The 24,297-nt window shown below is 28.0% G+C and carries 25 protein-coding genes and 1 pseudogene; 9 read left to right on the top strand and 17 right to left on the bottom strand.

Going from position 1 to position 24,297, the window contains the following annotated elements:
* Positions 1 to 466: pseudogene (locus N5E64_RS12800) on the top strand (hypothetical protein); the annotation flags it as partial.
* 430 nt (positions 467 to 896) lie between these two features.
* On the opposite strand, the gene N5E64_RS12805 reads toward N5E64_RS12800, so the two are convergent.
* Positions 897 to 1,277 carry a PUR family DNA/RNA-binding protein gene (locus N5E64_RS12805; RefSeq protein WP_219035017.1) on the bottom strand — a complete coding sequence of 127 codons (381 nt, stop codon included), beginning with the start codon at positions 1,275 to 1,277 and terminating at the stop codon, positions 897 to 899.
* A 117-nt stretch (positions 1,278 to 1,394) separates the two neighbouring features.
* On the bottom strand, positions 1,395 to 3,152 hold the full coding sequence (locus N5E64_RS12810) for an ABC transporter ATP-binding protein (protein WP_280037841.1): 1,758 nt from the start codon (positions 3,150 to 3,152) through the stop codon (positions 1,395 to 1,397).
* Between N5E64_RS12810 and nusB the strand changes: the two genes are divergently transcribed.
* The 6 genes from nusB to N5E64_RS12840 all read left to right on the top strand — a co-directional run bounded on the left by nusB (position 3,143) and on the right by N5E64_RS12840 (position 8,081).
* Positions 3,143 to 4,165 carry a transcription antitermination factor NusB gene (nusB, locus tag N5E64_RS12815; RefSeq protein ID WP_280037842.1) on the top strand — a complete coding sequence of 341 codons (1,023 nt, stop codon included), beginning with the start codon at positions 3,143 to 3,145 and terminating at the stop codon, positions 4,163 to 4,165. The two genes, N5E64_RS12810 and nusB, sit on opposite strands and share 10 nt — an antisense overlap.
* A gap of 44 nt (positions 4,166 to 4,209) precedes the next feature.
* Complete coding sequence (locus N5E64_RS12820; protein WP_114998927.1) at positions 4,210 to 4,701, top strand: DUF1573 domain-containing protein; 492 nt, start codon at positions 4,210 to 4,212, stop codon at positions 4,699 to 4,701.
* Between the two features lie 24 nt (positions 4,702 to 4,725).
* Positions 4,726 to 5,082, top strand: a complete 357-nt coding sequence (yajC, locus tag N5E64_RS12825; RefSeq protein ID WP_280037843.1) for a preprotein translocase subunit YajC — start codon at positions 4,726 to 4,728, stop codon at positions 5,080 to 5,082.
* Positions 5,083 to 5,152: 70 nt separating this feature from the next.
* Entirely contained in the window at positions 5,153 to 5,755 is a 603-nt protein-coding gene (coaE, locus tag N5E64_RS12830; protein ID WP_280037844.1) for a dephospho-CoA kinase, read from the top strand.
* 72 nt (positions 5,756 to 5,827) lie between these two features.
* Positions 5,828 to 7,381, top strand: coding sequence for a sensor histidine kinase KdpD (locus N5E64_RS12835; RefSeq protein WP_038331121.1), 1,554 nt, complete (start codon positions 5,828 to 5,830; stop codon positions 7,379 to 7,381).
* Between the two features lie 4 nt (positions 7,382 to 7,385).
* On the top strand, positions 7,386 to 8,081 hold the full coding sequence (locus tag N5E64_RS12840; RefSeq protein ID WP_019974263.1) for a response regulator transcription factor: 696 nt from the start codon (positions 7,386 to 7,388) through the stop codon (positions 8,079 to 8,081).
* A 60-nt stretch (positions 8,082 to 8,141) separates the two neighbouring features.
* Here the strand turns inward: N5E64_RS12840 and N5E64_RS12845 are convergent, their stop codons facing one another.
* From N5E64_RS12845 to glf, 3 genes are read right to left on the bottom strand one after another with little or no spacing between them, the layout of a single operon-like run.
* Positions 8,142 to 9,158 carry a glycosyltransferase family 2 protein gene (locus tag N5E64_RS12845; protein WP_038331119.1) on the bottom strand — a complete coding sequence of 339 codons (1,017 nt, stop codon included), beginning with the start codon at positions 9,156 to 9,158 and terminating at the stop codon, positions 8,142 to 8,144.
* On the bottom strand, positions 9,158 to 10,054 hold the full coding sequence (locus N5E64_RS12850; RefSeq protein ID WP_280037845.1) for a glycosyltransferase: 897 nt from the start codon (positions 10,052 to 10,054) through the stop codon (positions 9,158 to 9,160). Before N5E64_RS12850 ends, N5E64_RS12845 begins: the two co-directional genes overlap by 1 nt.
* Positions 10,055 to 11,167, bottom strand: a complete 1,113-nt coding sequence (gene glf, locus N5E64_RS12855) for a UDP-galactopyranose mutase (RefSeq protein WP_280037846.1) — start codon at positions 11,165 to 11,167, stop codon at positions 10,055 to 10,057.
* Between the two features lie 128 nt (positions 11,168 to 11,295).
* Here glf and N5E64_RS12860 point away from each other — a divergent pair, with 128 nt between their 5' ends.
* Positions 11,296 to 12,297 (top strand): glycosyltransferase, encoded by a 1,002-nt coding sequence (locus tag N5E64_RS12860; protein WP_038331113.1) that lies wholly within the window; start codon positions 11,296 to 11,298, stop codon positions 12,295 to 12,297.
* Positions 12,287 to 13,246 carry a glycosyltransferase family 32 protein gene (locus N5E64_RS12865; RefSeq protein ID WP_280037847.1) on the top strand — a complete coding sequence of 320 codons (960 nt, stop codon included), beginning with the start codon at positions 12,287 to 12,289 and terminating at the stop codon, positions 13,244 to 13,246. Before N5E64_RS12860 ends, N5E64_RS12865 begins: the two co-directional genes overlap by 11 nt.
* On the opposite strand, the gene N5E64_RS12870 is transcribed toward N5E64_RS12865, so the two are convergent.
* The 12 genes from N5E64_RS12870 to N5E64_RS12925 form a co-directional block, all read right to left on the bottom strand.
* Complete coding sequence (locus N5E64_RS12870) at positions 13,224 to 14,078, bottom strand: glycosyltransferase (RefSeq protein ID WP_280037848.1); 855 nt, start codon at positions 14,076 to 14,078, stop codon at positions 13,224 to 13,226. The genes N5E64_RS12865 and N5E64_RS12870 overlap by 23 nt on opposite strands.
* Complete coding sequence (locus N5E64_RS12875) at positions 14,075 to 15,052, bottom strand: glycosyltransferase family 2 protein (RefSeq protein ID WP_280037849.1); 978 nt, start codon at positions 15,050 to 15,052, stop codon at positions 14,075 to 14,077. The genes N5E64_RS12870 and N5E64_RS12875 overlap by 4 nt, the downstream gene beginning before the upstream one ends.
* A complete protein-coding gene (locus N5E64_RS12880; RefSeq protein ID WP_280037851.1) occupies positions 15,045 to 15,716 on the bottom strand; it encodes an NAD-dependent epimerase/dehydratase family protein in 672 nt (223 codons plus the stop codon). Before N5E64_RS12880 ends, N5E64_RS12875 begins: the two co-directional genes overlap by 8 nt.
* The gene (wecB, locus tag N5E64_RS12885) at positions 15,713 to 16,762 is read right to left on the bottom strand and encodes a non-hydrolyzing UDP-N-acetylglucosamine 2-epimerase (protein ID WP_280037852.1); all 1,050 of its coding nucleotides are present in this window, start codon (positions 16,760 to 16,762) and stop codon (positions 15,713 to 15,715) included. Before wecB ends, N5E64_RS12880 begins: the two co-directional genes overlap by 4 nt.
* Positions 16,762 to 17,550: a glycosyltransferase family 32 protein gene (locus N5E64_RS12890; protein WP_280037853.1), complete on the bottom strand. Its 789-nt coding sequence runs from the start codon at positions 17,548 to 17,550 to the stop codon at positions 16,762 to 16,764. The genes wecB and N5E64_RS12890 overlap by 1 nt, the downstream gene beginning before the upstream one ends.
* Before the next feature lie 6 nt (positions 17,551 to 17,556).
* Positions 17,557 to 18,489, bottom strand: a complete 933-nt coding sequence (locus tag N5E64_RS12895) for a glycosyltransferase (RefSeq protein WP_280037855.1) — start codon at positions 18,487 to 18,489, stop codon at positions 17,557 to 17,559.
* A gap of 1 nt (position 18,490) precedes the next feature.
* Entirely contained in the window at positions 18,491 to 19,408 is a 918-nt protein-coding gene (locus N5E64_RS12900) for a capsular polysaccharide synthesis protein (RefSeq protein ID WP_280037856.1), read from the bottom strand.
* Complete coding sequence (locus N5E64_RS12905; protein ID WP_280037858.1) at positions 19,401 to 20,411, bottom strand: glycosyltransferase family 2 protein; 1,011 nt, start codon at positions 20,409 to 20,411, stop codon at positions 19,401 to 19,403. The genes N5E64_RS12900 and N5E64_RS12905 overlap by 8 nt, the downstream gene beginning before the upstream one ends.
* Entirely contained in the window at positions 20,378 to 21,367 is a 990-nt protein-coding gene (locus N5E64_RS12910; RefSeq protein ID WP_280037859.1) for a glycosyltransferase, read from the bottom strand. Before N5E64_RS12910 ends, N5E64_RS12905 begins: the two co-directional genes overlap by 34 nt.
* 1 nt (position 21,368) lies before the next feature.
* Positions 21,369 to 22,286: a glycosyltransferase family A protein gene (locus N5E64_RS12915; protein ID WP_280037860.1), complete on the bottom strand. Its 918-nt coding sequence runs from the start codon at positions 22,284 to 22,286 to the stop codon at positions 21,369 to 21,371.
* Between the two features lie 4 nt (positions 22,287 to 22,290).
* Positions 22,291 to 23,148 (bottom strand): glycosyltransferase family 2 protein, encoded by an 858-nt coding sequence (locus N5E64_RS12920; RefSeq protein WP_280037861.1) that lies wholly within the window; start codon positions 23,146 to 23,148, stop codon positions 22,291 to 22,293.
* Between the two features lie 241 nt (positions 23,149 to 23,389).
* Positions 23,390 to 24,106 carry a hypothetical protein gene (locus tag N5E64_RS12925; RefSeq protein WP_280037862.1) on the bottom strand — a complete coding sequence of 239 codons (717 nt, stop codon included), beginning with the start codon at positions 24,104 to 24,106 and terminating at the stop codon, positions 23,390 to 23,392.
* Between the last annotated feature and the right edge of the window lie 191 nt (positions 24,107 to 24,297).

The raw sequence follows: 24,297 nt of genomic DNA on the forward strand, positions 1-24,297 counted from the left end.
AATTGAAAAAGAAAACCATCAATTACAACCCGAAAGGATAGCAGAAGCTTCCTTATCATTAGAATATCCATTGGTTGTTAAAGTAGGTAAATCTAGACTTTCCATCGGAACCAAAGAAGAGTTTTTGTATAGAAGATTAGCGATACAAGCGACCCGTAAACGAATGCAAGCAGGAGTAAGCTATGCGAAATCGGGCAAAGGAAGAACGAGAAAACTAAAAGCGCTAGAAAAAATGAGTCAATTAGAACGTAATTACGTACATAATCGATTACATGTTTACAGTCGAAAGCTAATTGATTTTTGCATCAATAATAAAGCAGGAACACTTATATTATTGGATCAAGAAGAAAAGATGGAGCTAGCGAAAGAAGAAGAATTTGTATTGAGGAATTGGAGTTATTATGAACTGATGACTAAAATAAAATACAAAGCTGACAAAGCAGGAATTGAGCTTATTATAGCATAAATTATAATTTTTGAGGGTGATTGTACACCCATAAGGTGAGGTTGATTACGAACACTCACTAAATGTAAACAACATATACAACGCGTGGGTTCACTTACTTTCATCAATAATTAATAGCAGATACTCTTGGAGTTGCTCGTAGACAAAATAGAGCTTAATTTTTAAGTCTTTATCTTTGAAATTATGAATTACAGCACCGAATTTAAAATAAATTCTCTTTCAAGCTGCTTTGATACAACTTACTTATTCTATCAAATCGAAAAATCACTCAATATGACAACTAAAACTAGCTTTTTGTTTATTTGATTAATTTCGAAATAATGTCATTCCAACATTAGGAGGAATCTCTAAATGTTTTTAATTCTATAAAATAAAAACCTCCGCTCAAGTTATTGAGCGGAGGTTTCTTTTTACGCATATTTAGTAAAGTCTATATATCGTCAAAATCGATATTGGTAAAAGATTCTACTTGCGTTTCCTCTTTACTCACAACTTTACTTTTTGGATCAAAATCTTTCTGATGTCTTTCCGAAATTACCTCTTGTCCTTTTTGTGCAAAAACAAAATCAGTCGTTTCGTCTAACATTTCCTTAAAGCTTTCAAAATCTTCTTTGTACAAGTAGATTTTATGTTTTTTGTAATACACATTTCCATCGTCCTGCGTATTTTTTTTACTTTCTGTAATCGTCAAGTAATAATCACCTGCTCTTGTTTCGCGAACATCGAAGAAATAAGTTCTTCTCCCAGCCCTTAATACCTTTGAAAAGACTCCTTCTGCATCCACCTTTTCTTGGTTTTCAAAATCATTCATAAGTCTAAATAGAGTTTAATTGTTAAATGTTTCCTAACAAATCTAAAAAAAATTAAGAAAACAACAACATTTTAAGCAAATATTTTCTATTATTTTATTAAATCTTTATGAATAAACTTAATCTAGCAGTTGTTTATTGTACAATTCATAATAATAACCATGCTTATTTAATAATTCACTGTTCGAACCATTTTCTAAAACATGACCATCTTCTAAAACCAAAATCTGATCAGCACGTTTTGCAGAAGATACACGATGCGTAATAATGATGGTCGTTTTACCATTAATTTCAGAAGATAAATTATTTAAGATTTGTTCTTCTGTTTCGGTATCTACAGCTGACAAACTATCATCAAATATTAATATTTTCGGATCATTCACCAAAGCACGAGCTATAGAAACACGTTGTTTTTGACCACCAGAAAGTGTCACTCCACGTTCTCCAACAACTGTTTCATAACGTTCTTTAAATCGATCAATATTATCATGAACAACCGCTTTCTTCGCAAAAACTTCAGCAGTTTGTTCATCAGTATCATCAGAACCAAACAAAATATTATTGGTTAACGAATCCGAGAAAAGGAAAGCTTCTTGCGGTACATAACCAATTTCTTCTCGAATAGATTCTACATTAATATCATGAATATTTTTACCATCAATCAAAATTTCACCAGAAGTCGGTTCCAGCGAACGCGCAACCAACAAAGCAATTGTCGATTTTCCTGAACCAGTTTTTCCAAGAATCGCTAAAGTTTCACCTTTATTAATTTTGAACGAAACATTATCCAACGCTTTAATTCCTGTGTTTTCGTAGATATACGTCACATTCTTAAATTCAATTGTACCTTCTACTTCGTGATTCACTAATTGTTTTTCTTTTACATCAGTTTCAGCATTCAAAAATTCGTTGATACGAAACATCGACGCTTCTGCACGCTGTACAACCATCGTAATCCAACCCAACGAAGTAAATGGCCAAATTAACATATTTAGGTAAAGGAAAAATTGAGCAATAGAACCAATATCCATTGTTCCTTCTATATATTTTACTCCTCCCAAATACAAAATCACCAAATTACTCACTCCAACTACAACAACCATCAAAGGGCCAAAGGCTGCCTGAATTTGAGCTAAATTAAGTGCACGTTTCTGATATTCGTCTGCTTCTACTTCGTATTTAGATTTTATAAATTCTTCTGAGTTGAATGATTTTATCACGCGAATCCCAGCAAAAGTATCTTGCACAGACGACGAAATCGTAGATTGTTGTTCTTGTACGCGCTTACTTTTCTTGTTAATATTTCGTGCAACATTATAAATTAACAATGATAAAATCGGTAATGGAGCTAATGTATAAAGCGTTAATTGTTTATCAATTTGCAACATAAAATACGCAATAATCACAACTCGCGATACCAAATCAATTGGATACATAATTCCAGGGCCAAGATACATGCGTACCAATCCGACATCTTCGGTAATCCGATTCATCAAATCGCCCGTTTTGTGTTTTTTGTAAAAGGACAACGATAATTTTTGATACTTATCGTAAATCACATTTTTCAAATCGAACTCAATATAACGCGATGCCACAATAATCATTTGTCGTGTACCAACCGTCAAAACTCCTCCCAAAACTTTAAAAAAGAAAAAAGCCAAACTAGCATACATCAAACCATCTTTCAAAAGATCGAGGTTATCTGTTCCTTCTTTCTTAAAATTTCGTAGCAATTCTTCAACTGTATTGATTGCTTCTCTAATATATGTAACGGAATAAACCTGCACCCAATTGGCACAAATCGTAAAAATGAAGCCCAAAAATATTCTCCATTTATACTTCCATAAAAATTTATTTAACTTTTGTAATGATTTCACAAAACAAAATTACATTCTTTTTTTTACCTTTGCATCAATTTATTAGACGTTATATCATTGAAATTATGTTGGGAAGAAGACAACTACGCGAAAAAGTAATGCAGAATATCTATGCTTACAATAGTTTAGGAACTGAAGGCGAAGAAAGAGCGGTCGAGAAAAATATGATGAAAAGTATCGATCAAATCTACGATTTGTACATTTATCTCCTAAATTTGATTAAAGTTCAAAAGGACATTGCAGAGCATAAAATTGAACTTGCAAAATCAAAAAACTTTCCAACCCAAGAAGATTTAAATCCAAATTTAAAATTTGTTCAGAATAAAGTATTCAAAATTATTGAACAAAATCTTGAATTAACTCGTTATTCAACTGACAACAAATTTTTACTTTGGGATATTTATGACTCTTATCCAAACAATATCTTTAAAAATTTGACAGAAAGCGAATTGTACAAAACGTACATGAGCAGTGACAAACATTCTTTTGAGGAAGACAAAGAATTTATCTTGAACTTTTTCGTAGAATTTATTGCTGAATATGAAGATTTGCACGATTACTTAGAAGGAATTCAAATCACGTGGGCAGACGATGTACATATTGCAAATGCGATGGTGCACACAACGATAAAATCGTTCCGTCAAAACAGTTCTCCGTTGATTTCTTTGTTCAAAGTTTACAAAGATTTAGATGACAAAAAATTTACTGAAGAATTATTCCGTAAAACTATTCGTCACCAAGCAGAAACTAGAAAAATCATTGACGAAAAAGCTCAAAACTGGGAATTAGATCGTATTGCGACAATCGATTTAATTATTTTGGAAATGGCTTTGACAGAGTTTTTATATTTCTCAAATATTCCTGCAAAAGTTACGATTAACGAATATGTGGAATTAGCGAAAAGTTATTCAACAGAAAAATCGCGTGTTTTTGTTAACGGAATCTTAGATAAAACATTAAAAGAGTTAAAAGACAATAATAATTTACCAAAATACGGTAGAGGTTTATTATAATCACTATTTTTTCTTAATTTTGACTAAGACAAATAATTATAAAAATGAAAAGTAAATTATTTATATTAGGTGCATTTGCATTATCATTCGCAATCAGCTCTTGTGGAGAAAAAAAAGCTAGCGACAATTTTACAGCAGAAGAAACAGCTCAACAAGCTGAAAATGTTGTAGATCCAGCTACAGCTCCAGTTTTAACATTAGCAGAAGCAAATCACGATTTTGGAGATGTAAAAGCTAACAATAAAGTAGAAACATATATCAAGTTCAAAAACGATGGTAAATCTCCATTAGTTATTCGCGATGCGTCTGCAACTTGTGGTTGTACAGTTCCTGAATTCCCTTCTACTCCAATTGCAGTAGGAGCTACAGATTCTATCAAAGTTGTGTACACAGCTGGAAACATGAACGGTAAACAACAAAAAACAGTAACTTTAGTAACAAATACAACAAACGGTCACGAGAAATTTGACATTTCTGCAAATGTTGTTGGAGCTACTGCAAATGATCAAAATGCACAACAAGCATTTGGACAATAAGTATTAAATCGATAAAATATAAAAATGATTCAAACAATCTTTTTACAAGCTGGTGCACAAGGCGGAGGAATGTCTATGCTTTTGATGTTCGGAGGGATGTTCGTAATTATGTACTTTTTCATGATTCGTCCTCAACAAAAGAAAGCGAAACAAGAAAAACAATTTCAAACGGATATCAAACGTGGTGATCAAGTTGTAACAACTTCTGGAATTCACGGGAAAATCAACGAAATTTATGACGACGCTGTTATCATAGAAACTGGAGCTGGAAAAATTAAATTCGAAAAAGCTGCAATTTCTCGTGAATTAACTGCTGCACGTTATTCAAAAACGACTGACAAAGCTGATAAAGCAGAAAAAGCAGTAGAAGAAAAAAACTAAGTTTAAGGTTAACATATATTTAACTGATTGCCGAAGGAATTATTCTTCGGCATTTTTTTAACTTCAAACCATGAAAAACAACCAACCTTTTGTAGCAGGAATTACTGGCGGAATAGGCTCTGGCAAAAGTACAGCGGCAAAATTCTTCGAAGAATTAGGTATTCCGGTATATAATTCTGACACAAGAGCGAAAACGATTCAAAATGAAAACTCTGAAGTAAAAGTTAAAATTATTGCAGCTTTTGGTGAAGAGGCTTACAATATAAATGGTTTGAATAAACCATATCTATCAAAACAAGTTTTTCAAAATAATGAAAAATTGAAGCTATTAAATTCAATTGTTCATCCAGCAGTTTTCCAAGATTTTGAAAATTGGAAAAAAGCTCAAAAATCGGATATTGTGATGAAAGAAGCTGCTATTTTAATAGAAAGTGGAAGTTACAAAGATTGCGATGTTGTGATAAGTGTAGTGGTTGATCTGGAAACGAGAATTGCACGAACTATAGAAAGAGATGGTTTATCACGAGAAGAAATTCTTGCAAGAATAAACAATCAGATTTCGGACGAAGAACGAATCGCTAAATCAGATTTTATCATTGATAATAATGGCGATTTAGCTCACTTGAAAAATGAAGTGGAAGAAACGTTTATCAAAATCAAAAAAATGATTTAATCGTCCAAACTTTAACAAAAAGATAGAAATTAGAAAAGATTAAACTATTTTTAATCATTCAATAAAAAATAAATGAAAAAAGGATTTTATAAAATCTTAATCGTTATCATGAGTGTTGCCCTTATAGGATTGATAATCATTCAATTCTATTGGCTAAACTTAACAATTCAGAATGGTACAGACAGTTTTAACAACAACGTGTACCAAGCGATGAATTATACAACTGAAAAAATAAATAAAAACGAATTAGAACGCTATTATAAGAAATTCAATAATATACAATCAGATTTAAAGTCAAATAAAGATAAACCGCAAGTTGTAACCAATCAAGTCATCAAAGATTCGCTTGGTGTAACGTATGCTTATGTAACGCGTTATGTGGTCGAAAAATCGATGTTGCCGTCATCTGGAAAATACAATGATAGTTTGACGAAAGCGAATATTTATTCGCAGGAGCGAGTTTTCAAGATAGACAAAGATTCTTCTGCTAGAGGAATTCCGAATCTGAATCTGAATTTTGAGCACGCTTTACAAGACGGAACATTTACGCTGGAAAGCGCTGCGCGTTGGGATGCAGGCTCTACGCCGATCGACAAACGTGTGAATTATGCAATGTTAGATTCGATTTTGAAAAACGAATTACGTAACAGAGGAATTCATCAAGCAATGCCAATTTTGGCAGTTTTGAAAAAAGATTCGACAGAAACAAATGTCAAATCAAAAGATTTCGATCGTAATAAAATCGAGTTTATGGTTCCTCTATTTTTGGATAGAAAAGATCATATCGAATATTATTTAGCAGCGAATTTTGTTAACCGAAATTTAGCCATTGTTGCACCAACTGTTCCAGTTATTTCGTTGACATTTATCTTAACCATGATTATTATTACGGTTTTCTCCTTGTCAATTTATTACATGCAGTTGCAACGCAAAAGTTCAGAAATCAAGACAGATTTTATCAATAATATGACGCACGAATTCAAAACGCCTATTGCAACCATTAATATTGCGTCTGATGCATTGCGCAACGAAAAAATATTTACTGATCCCGAAAAGGTGAAATATTATGCAGATTTGATCAAACAAGAAAACAAACGTATGAATGCTCACGTTGAGATGGTCTTACGAATGTCGAAGCTTGATCGCAATCAAATGGATATGAATTTTCAGGAAGTAAATTTGAATGGCATTGTACAAAAAAGTGTTGAGCCGATAAGATTTATTGTAGAAGAAAGAAATGGTACAATATTTGAAGAATACAATGCAGAACAATCATTTGTAAAAGGAGATCCGTTCCATTTAGAGAATATCGTTATTAATGTATTGGATAATGCTCGAAAATACTCTCCAAACACACCGGAGATTAGAGTAAAAACATACAACAAAGACAACAATTTTTTAATTGAAATTTCTGATAAAGGAATGGGTATGTCGCAAAACGTTCTGAAAAAAATATTTGAACAATTTTATAGAGAAGAAACGGGAAATATACACAATGTAAAGGGTCATGGACTTGGGTTGGCTTATGTCAAAAAAATCGTTCAGCTTCACGGCGGACAAGTTTGGGCAGAAAGTTCAGCAGGAAAAGGAAGTACTTTTTTCATTAAAATTCCTCTAAAATCATAGATCAATGAGTGATAAACAACGATTACTTTTAGTAGAAGATGATCCAAGCTTCGGAAGTGTATTAAAGGATTATTTGGTTATAAACGATTTTGACGTAACGCACGCAATCGATGGTGAGGACGGTCTTGCCAAATTTAAAGAAAGTGATTATGATCTATGCATCCTTGATGTAATGATGCCTAAAAAAGATGGTTTTACATTAGGAAAAGAGATCAAAGAACTAAAAAGTGAACAACCAATTATATTTTTAACAGCGAAAAACATGCGCGAGGATGTTTTGAATGGTTACAAAATTGGAGCAGACGATTATGTCTTAAAACCATTTGATTCGGAAGTTTTATTGTACAAAATAAAAGCTGTTTTACAACGTAATTCTGGTGAAGAAGAAAAGTTTGAACAAGAAGATTTCAAAATTGGTAAGTTTACGTTCAATGCAAAATTGAGACAATTAATTTACGATGGTAAATCACAAAAACTTTCGCCAAAAGAAAACGAATTATTACGTTTATTGGCAGTTTACAAAAATGATTTAATGCCTCGTGAGATTGCCTTAACACGTATTTGGCACGATGATAATTACTTTACATCACGTTCTATGGACGTATATATTGCGAAATTACGTAAGTATTTGAAGAAAGATCCAGCAGTAGAAATCGTGAATATTCACGGTGAAGGATTCCGACTTTTAATTCAGGAATAAGATTAATCTTTATAGAAAAAAACCTCAACTACGTTGAGGTTTTTTTATGGTATTATATTTTTAATTATCGACTTCTGCTCCTAAATTTCTGTATTGTTGACGAAATTTTTCAGCCCATTTAAACCATTCATCATATTGCGCATCGGGATGATTTTCCTTATCTAAAAAAGTTTTGATATAATCATCAGAAAAATCTTTTGGATAATTTTGCATGGCGTCAAACTCTTTATTTAACCAAGCTTCGTTTAGAATTGAATTTACTTTATCTATTGATAAATTAATATTATAATCATGGTATTGTCCAGATGCAGATGACTTAAAAGTGGTCTTCATTTTTTCATCTTTTGTTCGAGTGACCAGGTTTCTATTTTTCTTATTTTTTCCAAACCATACTGCAGCATTTTTCAATTGAATTTTTTCATCCAAGTGATTAATAGAGTCTTTCCACATGTACAACCAATAATCTTTTTTATAAACCCCCATTAGAATAGAGTTCAAAATCCAATATTTCCTTCTTGTATGATTATCAACTAAACCTAATTTATAAAGAATCGTAAAAAATTTGAATTTATTGAACATAAATAAATTCATAATAAATTGATTAGAAGTAAATGTTTTTAAAGGGTAAGTTGTTTCTAATTCATTAGAAAGAGATAAAACTTCAGAATAATTATCATCTGAATAGATACCTAAAATTCCAAGTTTTGTTAGATGAATATTATGTAATTTCATATAACTAACTAACTCATCACAATTAATTTCTTTGGTAAACCACACATCATCTTCTGTAATCAAAAAATAGTCTGATGCATTTTCTACAGCCTTTCTCCATGATTCCGTAGGAATATTGAATCCATCGTTTATCAAATCATTTTCGATATTGAACGATTTTTTCTCGTAATTCTCTGTTTTAAAAATTTCTACTGAGTATAAAGAGGATATTTTATCTAAATATTTCTGAGGAGTACCATCATCAACAATGATTACTTTATAGTTTCCTTGGACATTCTCTTTAATTGATTGTAAACAGCGATGCAAATAGTATGGACGATTATATGACTTTATAATTATATCCATTAATTTTTCAATTTATAAATAATCGCTTGTAATGTGGAAACTGGACTTCTAAAAAAACATTCAGCCAATGGAATTAAAAAAGCAGGATTTTTTTCGTTTAATAAATAATTAAACTTTTTATACATCACTTCTGATCTAGATTTCCCTAAGATTTCCTTTCTTTTTTGTCCATAAATTTTTCGACGATCCAACGCTCTCTCTTTTATGATATGATGATCGCGGTAAGTGATATAACTTTTTTTAAATCCTTGAGAAATTCCAGTCGGAGAGATACGATAAAAATAAAGTGGTTGCTCTACGAAATCTACTTCACCTACTTCCTCTACTTTATAATACCAATCTTGATCTAAAGCATTTCTCATCGTTCTGTCAATGTTACCATTTTCGATAAACTTCAATCTATTAAACACAAAAAAATGAGTCATTGCAGACTTTCCATATTCTAAATAAGTAATTCCATTTGGAATTTTTGTACTTGTTTTACATATTTCAACAGGATTAAGATCTTTATCACATATCCAATGCTGTGAATATAAACCTGCTAAATTTGGCTTTTCTTTTAAACGATTTAACATCGTTTCTAATGCTTCTGACGCTAATGCATCATCAGGATCTATAATACCTACAAAATCTGCTTTTGCTAGATTTATTGCATCATAAATAGCTTGTCCATAACCACCATTTTGTTTCTGTTGATAAAATGATATACGTTCATCTTTCGGAACATATTCTTTAATAATTTCTACAGATTCATCCGTTGAACAGTCATCTAAAATTAACAACTCAAAATTTTCGAATGTTTGAGCTAATACACTCTCTATACCCTTTCTTAAATAATGTGCATTATTATAATTACACATTAATAAAGTAATTTCTGGTTTATTAATCAAAGTCATTTAAAGTTTATTTGGAATATTCTTCATTTTAGCGAGAGCTGAACCAAATACTTGGTGCATATCATAATACTTATATTCAGCTAATCTTCCACCAAAAATAACATTAGAAAATTCTTTACTCAATTTTTTATATTGATTAAATATCTCATCATTTTCTTGATTATTGATTGGATAGTAAGGCTCTTTTTCTAAATTCCAATCGTCTGAATATTCTTTAGTAATAAAAGTTTTTGGTTGTGTACCGTATTCAAAGTGTTTATGTTCAATAATACGTGTAAACTTTTCGTCGTGAGAAGTATAGTTCACAACTGCTACTCCTTGATAATTTTCTTGATCAAGTATTTCATTTTCAAAACGTAAACTTCTATAATTCAATTGTCCAAATTTATAATCAAAAAAGGCATCAATTAGACCTGTATAGATTATATTTTCAGCAATATTATTCCAATCTTCTCTATTTTGAAAATAATCAGTTTCTAACCGAACCTCTACTCCTTCTAATAATTTTTCAAAAATTTGAGTATAGCCACCTATTGGAATTCCTTGGTATTTATCGTTAAAATAATTGTTATCGTATGTAAAACGAACTGGTAAACGTTTTATAATAAAAGCTGGTAAATTAGTAGCTTCCGTTCCCCATTGTTTTTCTGTGTACTCTTTAATTAATTTATTATAAATATCAATACCAACTAAAGAAATCGCTTGTTCTTCTAAATTTGATGGATTTTCAACTCCAAATTCGCTAGCTTGTTGAGCAATAATTGCTTTTGCTTCATCAGGAGTTTTTACATTCCATAGTTGATGGAACGTATTCATATTAAACGGTAGATTGTAGATTTCTCCTTTATAATTTGCTATTGGCGAATTTGTATATCGATTAAATTCTGCAAATTGATTCACATAATCCCAAATCGTTTTATCATTTGTATGAAAAATATGTGCGCCATATTTATGGACATTAATTCCTTCTATATTTTCTGTAAAACAATTCCCAGCAATGTGACTCCTTTTCTCTATTACAAGACATTTATAACCCTTCTTTGTTAATTCATAAGCCGAAACAGCTCCAAAAATTCCTGCTCCGATAATAAGATAATCATATTGATTATTCATAGAATTTAGTTTGATTTGATTTACAAATCTACAAATTTTACATCTATTAACTACTTTATTACAAGAATACTAAATTGTAAAAAAACATTCATCTCTTTTTATTAAATTTGTTTCATAAAACCTATCAGATGAACACTCCTTTAGTTAGTATCAATATTCCAGTTTATAAATGCGAAAACTACATTATTAGATGCTTAGAATCAGTAAAAAACCAAACATATCAACATTTAGAGATTATTTTGGTTAATGATTGTACACCTGATAATAGTGTTCAACTAATTGAAAAATTTTCTGAATCAAACCCAAATCTAACTATTAAAATTATTCATTTAGAATCGAATCAAGGGCTATCTGTTGTTAGGAATCGCGGAATTGATGAATCTATAGGTAAGTACATTTATTTTTTGGATAGTGATGATGATATCACAGTCGATTGTATTGAGAAATTAGTAGAAAATGTTCTTATAAATAATACAGAAATGGTTATTTCTCAAAATAGATGGATTAATACATTCGATCAATCTATTAAAGATTTTGGATTTCCTACTTTATCAAAAAAGAAAGTTTATGAAACTAACTCAGAAATTTTTGAAGCTTATTGTAAAGGTTTTTTCCCTGTTTCTTCGTGGAATAAATTGGTTGATTTAGATTTCATTAAGCAAAACAAAATTTATTTTATTCCAGGATTATATGCTCAAGATGAATTGTGGATGTTTCATTGTATGGAAAAAATCAATTCATTATCGATTATAGATAATATTACTTACAATTATTATTTACATGCTAATTCTGTTATATTTAATCGGACAAAAAGAAACTCAGAGAATCATCAAACAATATTAGAATGGATTGTTAAATCATATAGAAATACTTCTGATTCTAATCGTAAAAAACTAATACGAGGTTGGATTGTTAATTTTAAAAAACTAATTATTCAAATGCAATGGAAGGTGTTAAAAGATGAGGAGTATTATAAAATAAACTATAATAGAATGAAGAAAGCTCCATCTCTTACATTTTCAGACTATTTAAGCTCAGACTTTTCTAAAGAACAAAAAAAAGAAAATTTGTTATTAAATCTTCCTACTAATATTGGATTTAAAATTTTTAAAAAGCGTTATGAAGGGTAATTACATTGATAAACTTAAAACAATCCAATGGATACTTTTTTATAAAATAAACCTTATCAAATTAAAGTATATTGGTGATAAAAAAATAATCAGCCATAATTCTTTATACAAGAAAAAAATAAAAATTGGAGAAACTAATGATTATATTGAAAAGTATATATGGTCATATTGGAACGACACCGATATTCCTTCTGAAATAATAAATTATGTTGAATCAAATCGTAAGATTAATTCAAACTTTAAATATATTGTCGTAAACGAGATTAATCTTTATGAATACATACCTGATTTCCCTAAAGATGTTAATTTCCCTAGTGTTCAACATAAAGCTGATTTAATACGTTTGATGTTATTAAACAAATTTGGTGGAATTTGGATTGATATAACAACTATATTAACAAAATCATTAGAATGGATTATTGAAATACAACAAAAATATAAAATTGAATATGTAGGATATTATAACCCTAATATGATGATTAGTGATAATAGTATGCCCATGATAGAAAATTGGTTTATGGCTTCAACAAAAAATTCCTTATTTATACAGAATTGGCTAAATGAATTTCTAAATGCTCTTTACAGCCAAAATCCTAGACAATACTATCAAAAAGATGCTGACTTTGACAAAATAAGACAAAATATTAACACTCCTTTTGATCGAACTTTTACTATGCATCTTTCGGCTCAAAAAATATTACATTTAAATAACGTCTATTCATATTACCTAATAAACGCTGAAGATGATGGACTTTTCTTTAATTACTCTTCAAAGAATAGAGTTGATTATTGCTCGAGTTTATTGATTAGAAATTTCACTCAACTACCTCCTGTAATTAAAATAACAGGTGGAGACCGTATAAAATTAAATGATTTTATACGACAAAGAATCTATTCAAAATATTCTATTTTTTATAAATATGGAATTATAAATAATCGTCAAAATTAGGCATTAATCTTTTATCATAAATAATCTGGTTATGATATTTTAAAGATAGAGGAACCATTATTCTAGATAAAATTTCAAACCATTCTATTGGATACCCTTTATTAAAGCCTCTATCTATACCTGGATTTTTTATTAATTCTTCATGATAGTAATCTAATCTTTTATGCAACTCTTGGTACCATTCTGCAACATAAGGTGAGTAAGGTTTACATATAAAACCACAATTTCCAATACATAATTTATAATACTTAAATATATCTTTATTCAATTCTTTATTAAGATCTTTACCTCCCATTTTCGTAGGATCAAACTCAGGATAACCAGCAATCATTTTGCTAGGATCAGCTTCCAAGCTTTCAAATATAGGCTGCCAATTACTATTATTTCTTTTAATATCACTGTAGCCCCCTCCGTAATGATACATAAAATAGCATCTCAAATAATCAGATTTATGAACTAAAGAAAGATATTGATAAGCAGGATGTAGAGGATAATCAGATAAAATATAATTATCTAAATTAGATATTGTTATTAACTTTACTTCTACTCCTAAATTATTTCTTAAAATCTCTAAGCTCTCTACTCTATTTTTTGTTACTTCATTGTTCCCTGTCCAAAAACAGTAAACAACTCTATCAATTTTATCTACAAAGTTTTCCTGATTTTTTATTTCTAATTGATTATTTAGAAAATGATTTTTATACTTATTGTCATTATAAACATATGGGACTATTTTATGATAATTAGCTCTGTATACAGTTCTTATTTTAAACAATATGTAATATGTAAATTTAAGTCTTGTTTTAATAAAATAAAGAATTGAGTGTATCATATATTTCTTTTTATAATAAGAATTCTAAAAAAATTTTTTTTAAATAAATATAATTTAAACCTCTCTTTTAAAGTATTAGCTTGAATTAGATACAAATATTTATCATAAATAAATCGTAATTCTATTAATTGATTAATAAGTATATTATTACTTAGATTTTTATTTTTTAAAATTATTGTATTAAATATATAATTAAAATTATAATTTATTTTTTTTTGAACATATCTATAATAATCAGAACTGCTAATATTATTTTTTAAATAAACTAAAAAATATTGAAATTCATTTATGTAAATTAAATATTCTTCAAATGATGGGATAGTAAAAGACAATGATTCTCTTCTTATATTATATATATAATTTGATTTTGAAATAATATTAATTTCATTTATAAATTCTATGTATTTTAAATAAAAAATTTCATCCTCACAAAAGTTTAAATTATCATTAAACCTTAATTTATTATTTATTATCAAGTCTTTATTAAAGATCTTATTCCATAAGTAACCTTGAGTTAATTTATAGTTATTTAATAAAATATTTAAATCATTAGGCAAATTAAGTGTAATATTTTCATATCCTTGAAATCCAAATATTAATTCATTATCCATTTTTTTTATAAAATCTTGTAAAACCAAGCTTTTATCATCATTTATATTTAAAACAAAATCATTCAAATAATTCTTTTCAACAGTATCATCAGAATCTACAAAAACAACCCACTTTCCAACTGCCTTTTCTAATCCTAAATTTCTTGCACTCGAAACACCTCCATTTTCTTTATAAAAATAATTGAAGCGAGTATCTTTTTGTTCAAATTCTAAACAAATCTGTTCAGAATTATCAGGAGAACCATCATTAATTAACAATACTTCAAAATTGGTGTAGGTTTGATTTCGAATACTTTCTAAACAATTACGTAGATAAGCTTCAACTTTATAAATAGGAATAATTATGGATATTAAATCATTCATAATATTTTTCTATTAATTGATGTAAATAATCATTTTTATCATTCAAATCAAATGCATAATCCAACTCATGTATATCTATTGAGTAATGTTCACCTTTATTCTCAATATTTTTATTTGCTTTTTTATTTAGAATTTGTTCAAAAACCTCTATTATTTCTAGGATATTAAAATTCTCTGTGTACGCCACATTGATGATCTTATTCCAATCTTTTGAAGCAATATATTTCATCGTAATATTTTTTACATCTTCTACGTCTATTAAATTACGTGTTGCTTGTTGATGAACAACTAATTCTTGGTCATTTAAAATTTGGCGATAAAGATAATTCATCAACAAATTAGGGTTTCCTCCTATTCCAACAGCGTTACTAACTCTTAAAATAAGAAAATATTTTGCTTTTTGTTTGATGATTTCTTCGATATGTAATTTGTGTAAAACGTACAAAGAATTGTATTTTGAAGAGTCGTATATAGAGCATGTACTAAAATAGACAAACAATTTTTCTTGATTTTTTGCTAATGTATCCTCAACTAAATTTTGTTCACGTAAAAATTCACCCTTTCTAGTTTCAGAAGAATTAGAAACGCCTGAAGCAAAGAAAACAACCTCATCCAAATCTACTTCTGTAAATAAATTTGCAATCAATCCTTTTCCAACAATCATATCTTATCAAATATTAATTGTGAAGCACATCCATTCCCAAAAGGATTAATAAAAGCATTAGAACTTCTATTTAGTTCTTTGTAAAACTCTTTCTTTATTTTATCCTTATCTGCTCCTACTAATATACCACAACCACAATCTAATACTTCTGGTCGTTCGGTTTCGTCTCTAAGAATAATGATTCTTTTTTGTAAAGTTGGGGCTTCCTCTTGTATTCCTCCTGAGTCTGAGATTAGTAATCTCGATTTTGCCATAAGTTTTACAGCATCAATATAATTTAGAGGTTCAATGAAATTTATATTACTTGGAATATTTTTAAAAGCTTCAAAAATAAATTTCCTAGTATTTGGATTTGGATGAAGACTCCAATGAAAAATTATTTCAGGGTTTTCTTCCGCTAATTCTCTAATTGCAGTACAAATCGCAAACATATTTTCGCCTATGTTTTCTCTTCTATGCACTGTTATAAAAACATCATTCCCGTACTCTAAATTAATATTTTCTTGCTCTAAAACATAGTGTAACAAATCAATAATAGTATTACCTGTTATTACAACTTTAGATTCGTTAATTTTCTCTTCCAATAAATTATTAGCTGCCAAACTTGTTGGAGCAAAATTAAGATCCGATGTTAATGAAACTACTCGTCGATTATATTCTTCTGGAAACGGAAAGTGTATATCATCAGTTCTCAGTCCAGCTTCTATATGGTAAAATTTCCTTTTCTCTACAAATGCAACTATAGATGATGCTAAAACAGTAAAAGTATCTCCTTGTGCTATAATTTTTTCAATAGATTCCTCTTTTACTACTTCTGCTATATCATTAATTAATTTAGCTAAAAGGTTTGAATTTGAAAATTCACTAGATTGAACTTTTAGATTATAATTTGCCTTAAAATTAAACAAATCTTCCATCTCTGTTAGCATAGATGTATGCTGACCTGTATTAATTGTAATAAAGTCAATTCTTCGTTTTTGAGCTTCTAATATTAATGGATAAACTTTTAGAAACTCTGGTCTTGTGCCGTAAATTATTGCAATCATTATCTCTTACTAAAAAGATTTTTTAGCACATAGTTAACAATCATACGAAATGGAATTTGATTCAGAACCTGTTCTACTTCTATCATCTTATGATTGTAAATTACATTATGCACTTCCTTTTTCCCATTTTTTAGTTCAGCAAACTCTCTTGTTTTATAATAAGCATGGACATAATCTTTGAAAGGGTTTGGATAATCTCTATCATGCCAAGTTCCTACAAAATGATGAGATGCATAATTCTTAGGTAAATCCAAACAAAAATAGGTAGAAGGATAAATTACGATTCCATCTTTACCTTCTTGTAATTCATCTCGATTTGGATCAATGCCATATTCTTTTACTAACAAATCTGATACAAACACAGTATTAGTTGTTAAATCAAAACTTGTTTTTTCATTGTAAAAATCTATTACACGTTTAGCCCATGGATGTCCTTTTTCTGTAGCCCATAATGCTGTAAAAGGTGAACCTTTGATTTCAAACCCTGAAAATGCGCGATGAACTAAAAATTCGTCTAATGAAAACTTGACTTCTACATCAATATCCATATAAATCCCTCCCATTTCATACAAAGCTAATGCTCGGGCATAATCAGAAACAAATGCCCATTTCTTTGATTCAGCAGCTAACTTTACATATTCACAACAATTGATATCGAAATTGGTTTCGTTCCACTCAATTATTTCATAATCGGGTAAGATTTTCTTCCAACTATCAAGACAGATATAAAAAGATTCTGGCTTTGGATTACCTCCAAACCAACAGTAATGGATTATTTTTGGGATCATTTAGTATTAAAAATTAATTAAACCTTTAAATTGATTTTTTAAATACAATAATGGTGATTTAACATCAAGTAACTGTTGAAAAAGAAGTTTTTGGTAAAATAAATTAAATATATTTAACTTACTAACATTTAATTCATTTTCGATTCTTGATCTCATTGAAATATTTAAAAGATTCTTATATCGATAAGAATTATTTTTTGTTATTAAATCTTTATATACATCGTATGTAAATTTTATCTTTTCTCTTTTATTTTGAGACATAAAAACATTGTTTCCATGTATTCGATAAACAGCATCAAAATCCTTAGTATATAATCCTAATCCATGATCCAGTATATGATGTTTTATATGAGTATCACAGTAATATTCATATTTATGTCTAATATTTAGATCTAATGCAGATGTTCTAAAAACTATTGTCATTGTTTGAATACGCATAAATTCTTCAAAATCTCTTTGAGAAAATTTAAACATTCCCATTCCCTTAAAAAAATCTTCTCTAAAATAAGGACAATCTACAGTTTCTCCGTTATTATATAATTCTTTATATTGATGACATGCTAATACTACATCTGGATTATCTTCTAAAATATCTATTTGTTTTTGCAATTTATTTTCATCTGTCCAATAATCATCGCCTTCACACATTGCAATATATTTAGCACTTGATTCTTGACACTTTTGTAATGTAAAAATAAAATTAGGCATCCAACCTAAATTTTTTGGTTGAGAAATAAATTCTACAAAATCTTTTTTAGGATGATTCTTTAAATAATTATCTACTACCTTTTTTGTATTATCTGTAGAACAATCATCAGATAAAATCACTTTATACTTAAAAGTTGTTTTCTGATTTAAAACATTCTCTAGAGCCTCAATAATATAATCTTGTTGATTATATGAAATCATGAAGACACTAACTAAATAATCTAATTCCATATTAAAGATATTTTTTTATAAGATTATTTTTAATAAAAAATATATAATTTATTAAGCCTTTCAGCTTATATTTCAAATAATAACTATATTTTTCATTTGAAAAAAATACACTTTTTTTACTGAACTTTCCTAATCTTATATTATTATCAAGATTTCTTCTAATAAAGCCTGTAAACTTTATAATTTTAGGATATGGATTAGTATTTTCTAATAAAATTGTAGAAACAAATCTTTTATAATCCATTTTTCTTCCAAAATAATAAAAATGAGGCATATCATTAGCTGACATCATAAGCATCCTATAATCTTGTGATATTCTCATTAATTTCATAGCAGAAACATAAACTAATAAATAATCTTTACTTGTTCCTAAATTTTGAATAAACGTATCTTCATTAATTATATCAAAATAAAATTCTTTAGGTGATGGTGACAAATAACAATTTTCAAATTCAAAATACCAATCATTTATAAACTTAGATTCTTTGATTGTTGCTAAAAAATATGATTCTAAAACAGGATATTCTAAATTCGTTGTACATATATCAGAATAAAATCCAATTAATTCTGCTTTATGATTCTCTTGAAGTAATTCTAACCAATCAAAATCATCAGTTACATATGTACTAGCATCTATCCAAACACCTCCATATTGCTTTAGCAAAGCTAATCTTATTAAGTCCGAATAATTAGCTATAGGTAAGTCATCTCTTCTTTTTGGGAGATTTTCTAAATAATTTTTTAAATTATTATCATTTAATACATTTATTTCATATCCTTTTAATTTAGATTTTATTGTGTTTAAACATATATCAACTGTTTCTGAATCTAGTCCATTCCAATATATCCAAACTATTTTAGGAATAGTTTTTTGAATTTTATCAATATTTCCCCATTTAATAATATTTATATCATTCATTTTGAGTTTTATTTATTAAAAATGACGCTATTTTATAATGTTTAAATCTTATTAAAATTAATATTAAATAAAGTCGTTTATTAGTTCTATTAAAGAATTTAAAATTTTGTTTTACAAAACTACTTGCCTTACTTAAATTATCTAATCTCTCTTCTTCATCAATATTCATAAAAAAATCCTGAAAGATCCAAGTAAAATTTCTATTAATATATTTTTTTGATAATAAATTCAATTGATCTTTATTGATCATTTTTCTGAGATAACATCTATTTAATAGTTCTAGTCTTAAACACACCTTCATCAAAAAATCTTCAATTTTCTTTTTTTTATGAATAGCTGAATTTTCTCTTTTTACATAATTATAATTAGCCGATTCTAAAGTAATAATTGTTTTTATTTTTTCTAAATACTGATAATAAAATTCTTCATCTTCAAATAGTTTTTTATCAATATCAAATTTTAAATTATTATTAATTATAATACTTCTTATAAAAAATTTATTCCATAAATAACCATATTCAAAATCTACTTTATCATAAAATAAATGAAAGAAATCTTCATCAAGTTTATAATGACTACTTTCAAAATTAAATTTTAATGTTCTACATCCATTTAATTCATCATAAGCATTTTGAATTATAATAAACTCTTCATTTTCAGGAATATTATTCACAAAATCTTGTAAATATTTTGAATCTACCCAGTCATCAGAATCTATAAAAACCAAATAATTTCCTTTAGACTCTATAATACCTAAATTTCTTGCATTTGAAACTCCTTTATTTATGATATTTTTTATAAAAAATCTATCATCTTCTCTTACAAACTCTAGGCATATGTCTAAACTATTATCTGTTGATCCATCATTAATCAACAATACTTCAAAATTAGTATATATTTGATTCTTGATAGAATTTAAACATTTTTTTAAATATTCTTCTGTATTATAAATAGGTACTATTACAGATATTAAAGATTTTTTAGTATCCTTATTAACTTCCATTTTACAGTTTCTTTTAAGTTAAACAATTTTGAATGTTGTTTTTTATCTTCAACCAATTCAACTTGTTTTGGTAAATAGTTATTGAATAATAGTTTTTTACGGTAAATTTGATTAATCTGTTTAAGAATTGTTTCACTGCTTTTTAATCCTAATTTTTCAATCTTATCATCATTAAAATCAAACCTAGCAAAGTGATAGAAGACTAATTCTACATTATCGTTTACCATAAATCTGCCTTGTTGTGTAATTGATATCTTTCGTTCAACATCAACATTCCAATAGGCAACATTATAACCTAAATGTTTTAATGTATATAAACTATCTGTAAACAATACAGGAACAAGATTTAACCATGTTTGATCACAATATAAACCTCTCTGTAAATCAACAATACAATATTCTTTCAACATTCGTTTCCACCAATCAATAAATTGTTTAGAATACTGATTATTTTTTATTGCAAAAAAACCTGCATTAAATGTTCCATATGTTAAAAATGAGATGTTTCGTTCTATTTCTTTATTAAACTCATTAATCAAAATATTATGAGGGGTTAATATTATAGACGATTGCTGTTCATTATTATTTAATAATGTTTGAACATCTGCTAAAGGAGAGAAAAAATACAAGTCTGCATCTAAATAAATTAAGCCATTGAGTTGATCTTTTTCTAAAATAAATTCCGCAAAAAAAGGTTTTAAAGCACAAGCCATAGAGAAGTTATCATATTGACTTCTCATAATTGTATAATCACCTTGATTAAGCTTATTTGATAAAATATATTTATATCCTGAAAATAAGTCAGAATTAATTTGATGAAACTCTTCATTTTCTTTTTCTCCAAAAAGACAAATATAAAACTCAATATTAGGATGTAATTGAATAAAATTATCAGCTAAAGTTTTTGCTTGTGGTAAATAATTTTCACTAATAATTGTAAATGCTTTAATTGCCATTTTAATTAATTCGTTTTAATATTAGTTTTTTTAAAAGATAATAGTTATAAATAGCTGGAAAATTCTTTAATAATTCAGGCTTTCTAAAAATTTGATTTAATCCATACTTTGTAATAAAACTATCAAATATCCAATGGTGATAAGAAATATTCCATTTTATTTTATACTTATTTTTAATATAATTTAAAACAATAAAATATTCTTTAAATCTTCTTATTTCCTCTTTTGTACTTTTGGTTGTTCTTGTAGTTTGTTGATGTTGTCTAAAATTATTCAACTCTTCAGAAATAAAGCATAACTCTCCTTTTTCTAATAATTTCACCCAAAAATACCAATCACCAGCATATTTCATTTTAGAAACAATCTCATATGTTTCTTCTTGAATTTTACTCTTCTTAAAAATTATTCCACTTGCATTAGGTAAAGTATTTCTATAAAATAAATAGTTTTCTATTTCTATTTGTCCATTTTCACAATAATTATTTTCCCAATTTCTTGCTCCTATATATCCCCAATCCAATCTTCCAATTTTATTAGAGTTTTCATCAATAAGATTCGAAGCCGAATATGCTAAAACAACATCTTTACAGTTTTCTATTGTAACACATAATTTTTCTAAAAAAAATTGTTCTGCTACATCATCACTTTCTGCTAACCATATCCATTCACCTTTTGATAAATCAATTCCCTTTTTCCATTGTCTAAAAGTTGAACCCGAATTTTTCTCATTATAAACTATATGAGATACTTTCGTGTGATCGCGATATAATTCAATAATTTCTTTACTATTATCAGTGGAACAATCATCCAAAATAATAACTTCAAAATTTTGAAAAGTTTGATTTAAAATACTATCAATACGTTCTTTAAGGTAAGATGAATGATTATAATTTGGGATAATTACAGATACTTTTAGCATAATTCTATATTAATATTTTATATAAAAACCTCCTCATTCTAAAATATTTATTATTTCTTAATTTATCTAGTTCTTTAATATTTATAAATAATTGACTTCTGGAGATTGTATATTTTGAAACAATTGAAGCAAATAAAATAGCTTTATTTTCAGAATTAAGAACAGTATTGTATGCATAATTATAGACTTTATTTGAATTTAATTCAAGTTTATTTTGATCTTTTGTAGTATTCAATGTATGATCTCTATAAAAAGCATAAGCGTTATTATCGAATTTCACATTAACATCTTTATCATTAAATAACATTATCCAAAACAACCAATCTTCATGTAATTTAAATTCATCTATAAAACGTAAATCACCAATTAATTCACGTTTTATTATTGGACAATGAATAGGAATATTAAATCCATTGTCCCAATAGGTAATTAAATTTGAAATAGTTAATTGATACCTTGACAAATCACAAAATGGAGGCAAAATTTCACCATTACTATACAAATTAAAATCTGTATAAATAAAATTAATCTTAAGCTCTACTTTTTCAACTAAAGACAACTTATCTTTATTTATAAAATCATCTCCATCAAGAAATTGAATCCATGTTCCATTCGATTTTTTTAATCCTAGATTCCTTGCTGAACCTGCTCCTCCATTATCTTTATAAAAGTATCTGAATCGAGAATCTTTATTTAACCATCTTCTAGCAACTTCTTCTGAATTGTCTGTAGAACCATCATTAATAATGATACATTCCCAATTTTGATAAGTTTGTCCAATAATCGAATCTAATGTTTCGCCTATTAAATCAGCACGATTATATGTTGGAATAATGATAGATACTAAAGGTTGTTCGGTCATTTGATTTAAATTTGTTTTTATCGTGTGAATTCCTGAACATTGTTTTCGGAACTTTTCACGTTCTGATTCTTAAACAAAATATAGGACAAATCTTTACAATTAAAAACAAATGATTGACTGGTTAGGTCGTGTTGAATATTGAATGATCTCGATACAAACTCAACTAATTTTGTTTAACGTGTAGTTATATAGTGTTTAAGTCACGCAAATATACAGAATTAGATTTGGAATGACATGTATTTTATAAAATTGTTGTGAGGGTAAAATGATAAGGATGCGCCGCCCCAGAAGAAGCATGTGGTTGATAAACAACTGTTACACTAACAATAGGAAAAGCAAAACCAACAGAGGATAAAGCTTCTTCCCTCAACTGTAATTCAATTTGATGCAAAGGTTTTTCTTTTTCGGAAAGAGGAAAATAGAAATACTGTAGATTGACGAGGTCTAATTCTAAACTTTCGTCACACTGCATCCATGCAAATGAAATCTCTAAGCACGAATTAGGGTGTTTTTGAGCACAAGATCGAAGTAGATACATGCTTATCACCAAGCTGTTCTTCTCCAACGAATAAGAACAATCCAACGGATATAATTTCGAGTTTTTATTTAATTTTAGTTGTTGAAGCCTCCGTTCCTCATAAGCTTGTTTCAATGCTAAATATAAATTTTCTTGATCCGATTGTTTTCTAACCTTAGAAAAAAAAGATACCAATTGATTGTGAAAGGTTCCATCTTTTTGACGCCATATCAAAGGATTAATTGCTTTTTTAAAACGCCCTACGAATGTGGCGACTTCTTTGAAACGTTGTTGTGCGGCTTTGGTATTTGGGTGGTCATGAGATTTTCCATTTACAAACCCTCCTGTATTTTTTTTGACAAATGATTGTCCATTACGTTCAAAAAAGATCAAATCTCCTACTTTTCCTCGGATATTAAATAAACTGTCTAACTTTGCCATAATAATATTATATTTACATTACTGAATGTCAATAGTTTAAATATACTATTATTTTTACAATTCTTCAAAATTTATTCGATTTGAATATTCTTTCTATAATGCCTTTATACTACCTTTATATCGCTTTTATAGCCCTTCTATACCATGGTTTGTTCGGCCTAAAAAGGAAGATAGAGTATAGATAAAGGTAC

Source organism: Empedobacter sp. GD03739 (assembly GCF_029843245.1).
Lineage (GTDB): Bacteria > Bacteroidota > Bacteroidia > Flavobacteriales > Weeksellaceae > Empedobacter > Empedobacter falsenii_B.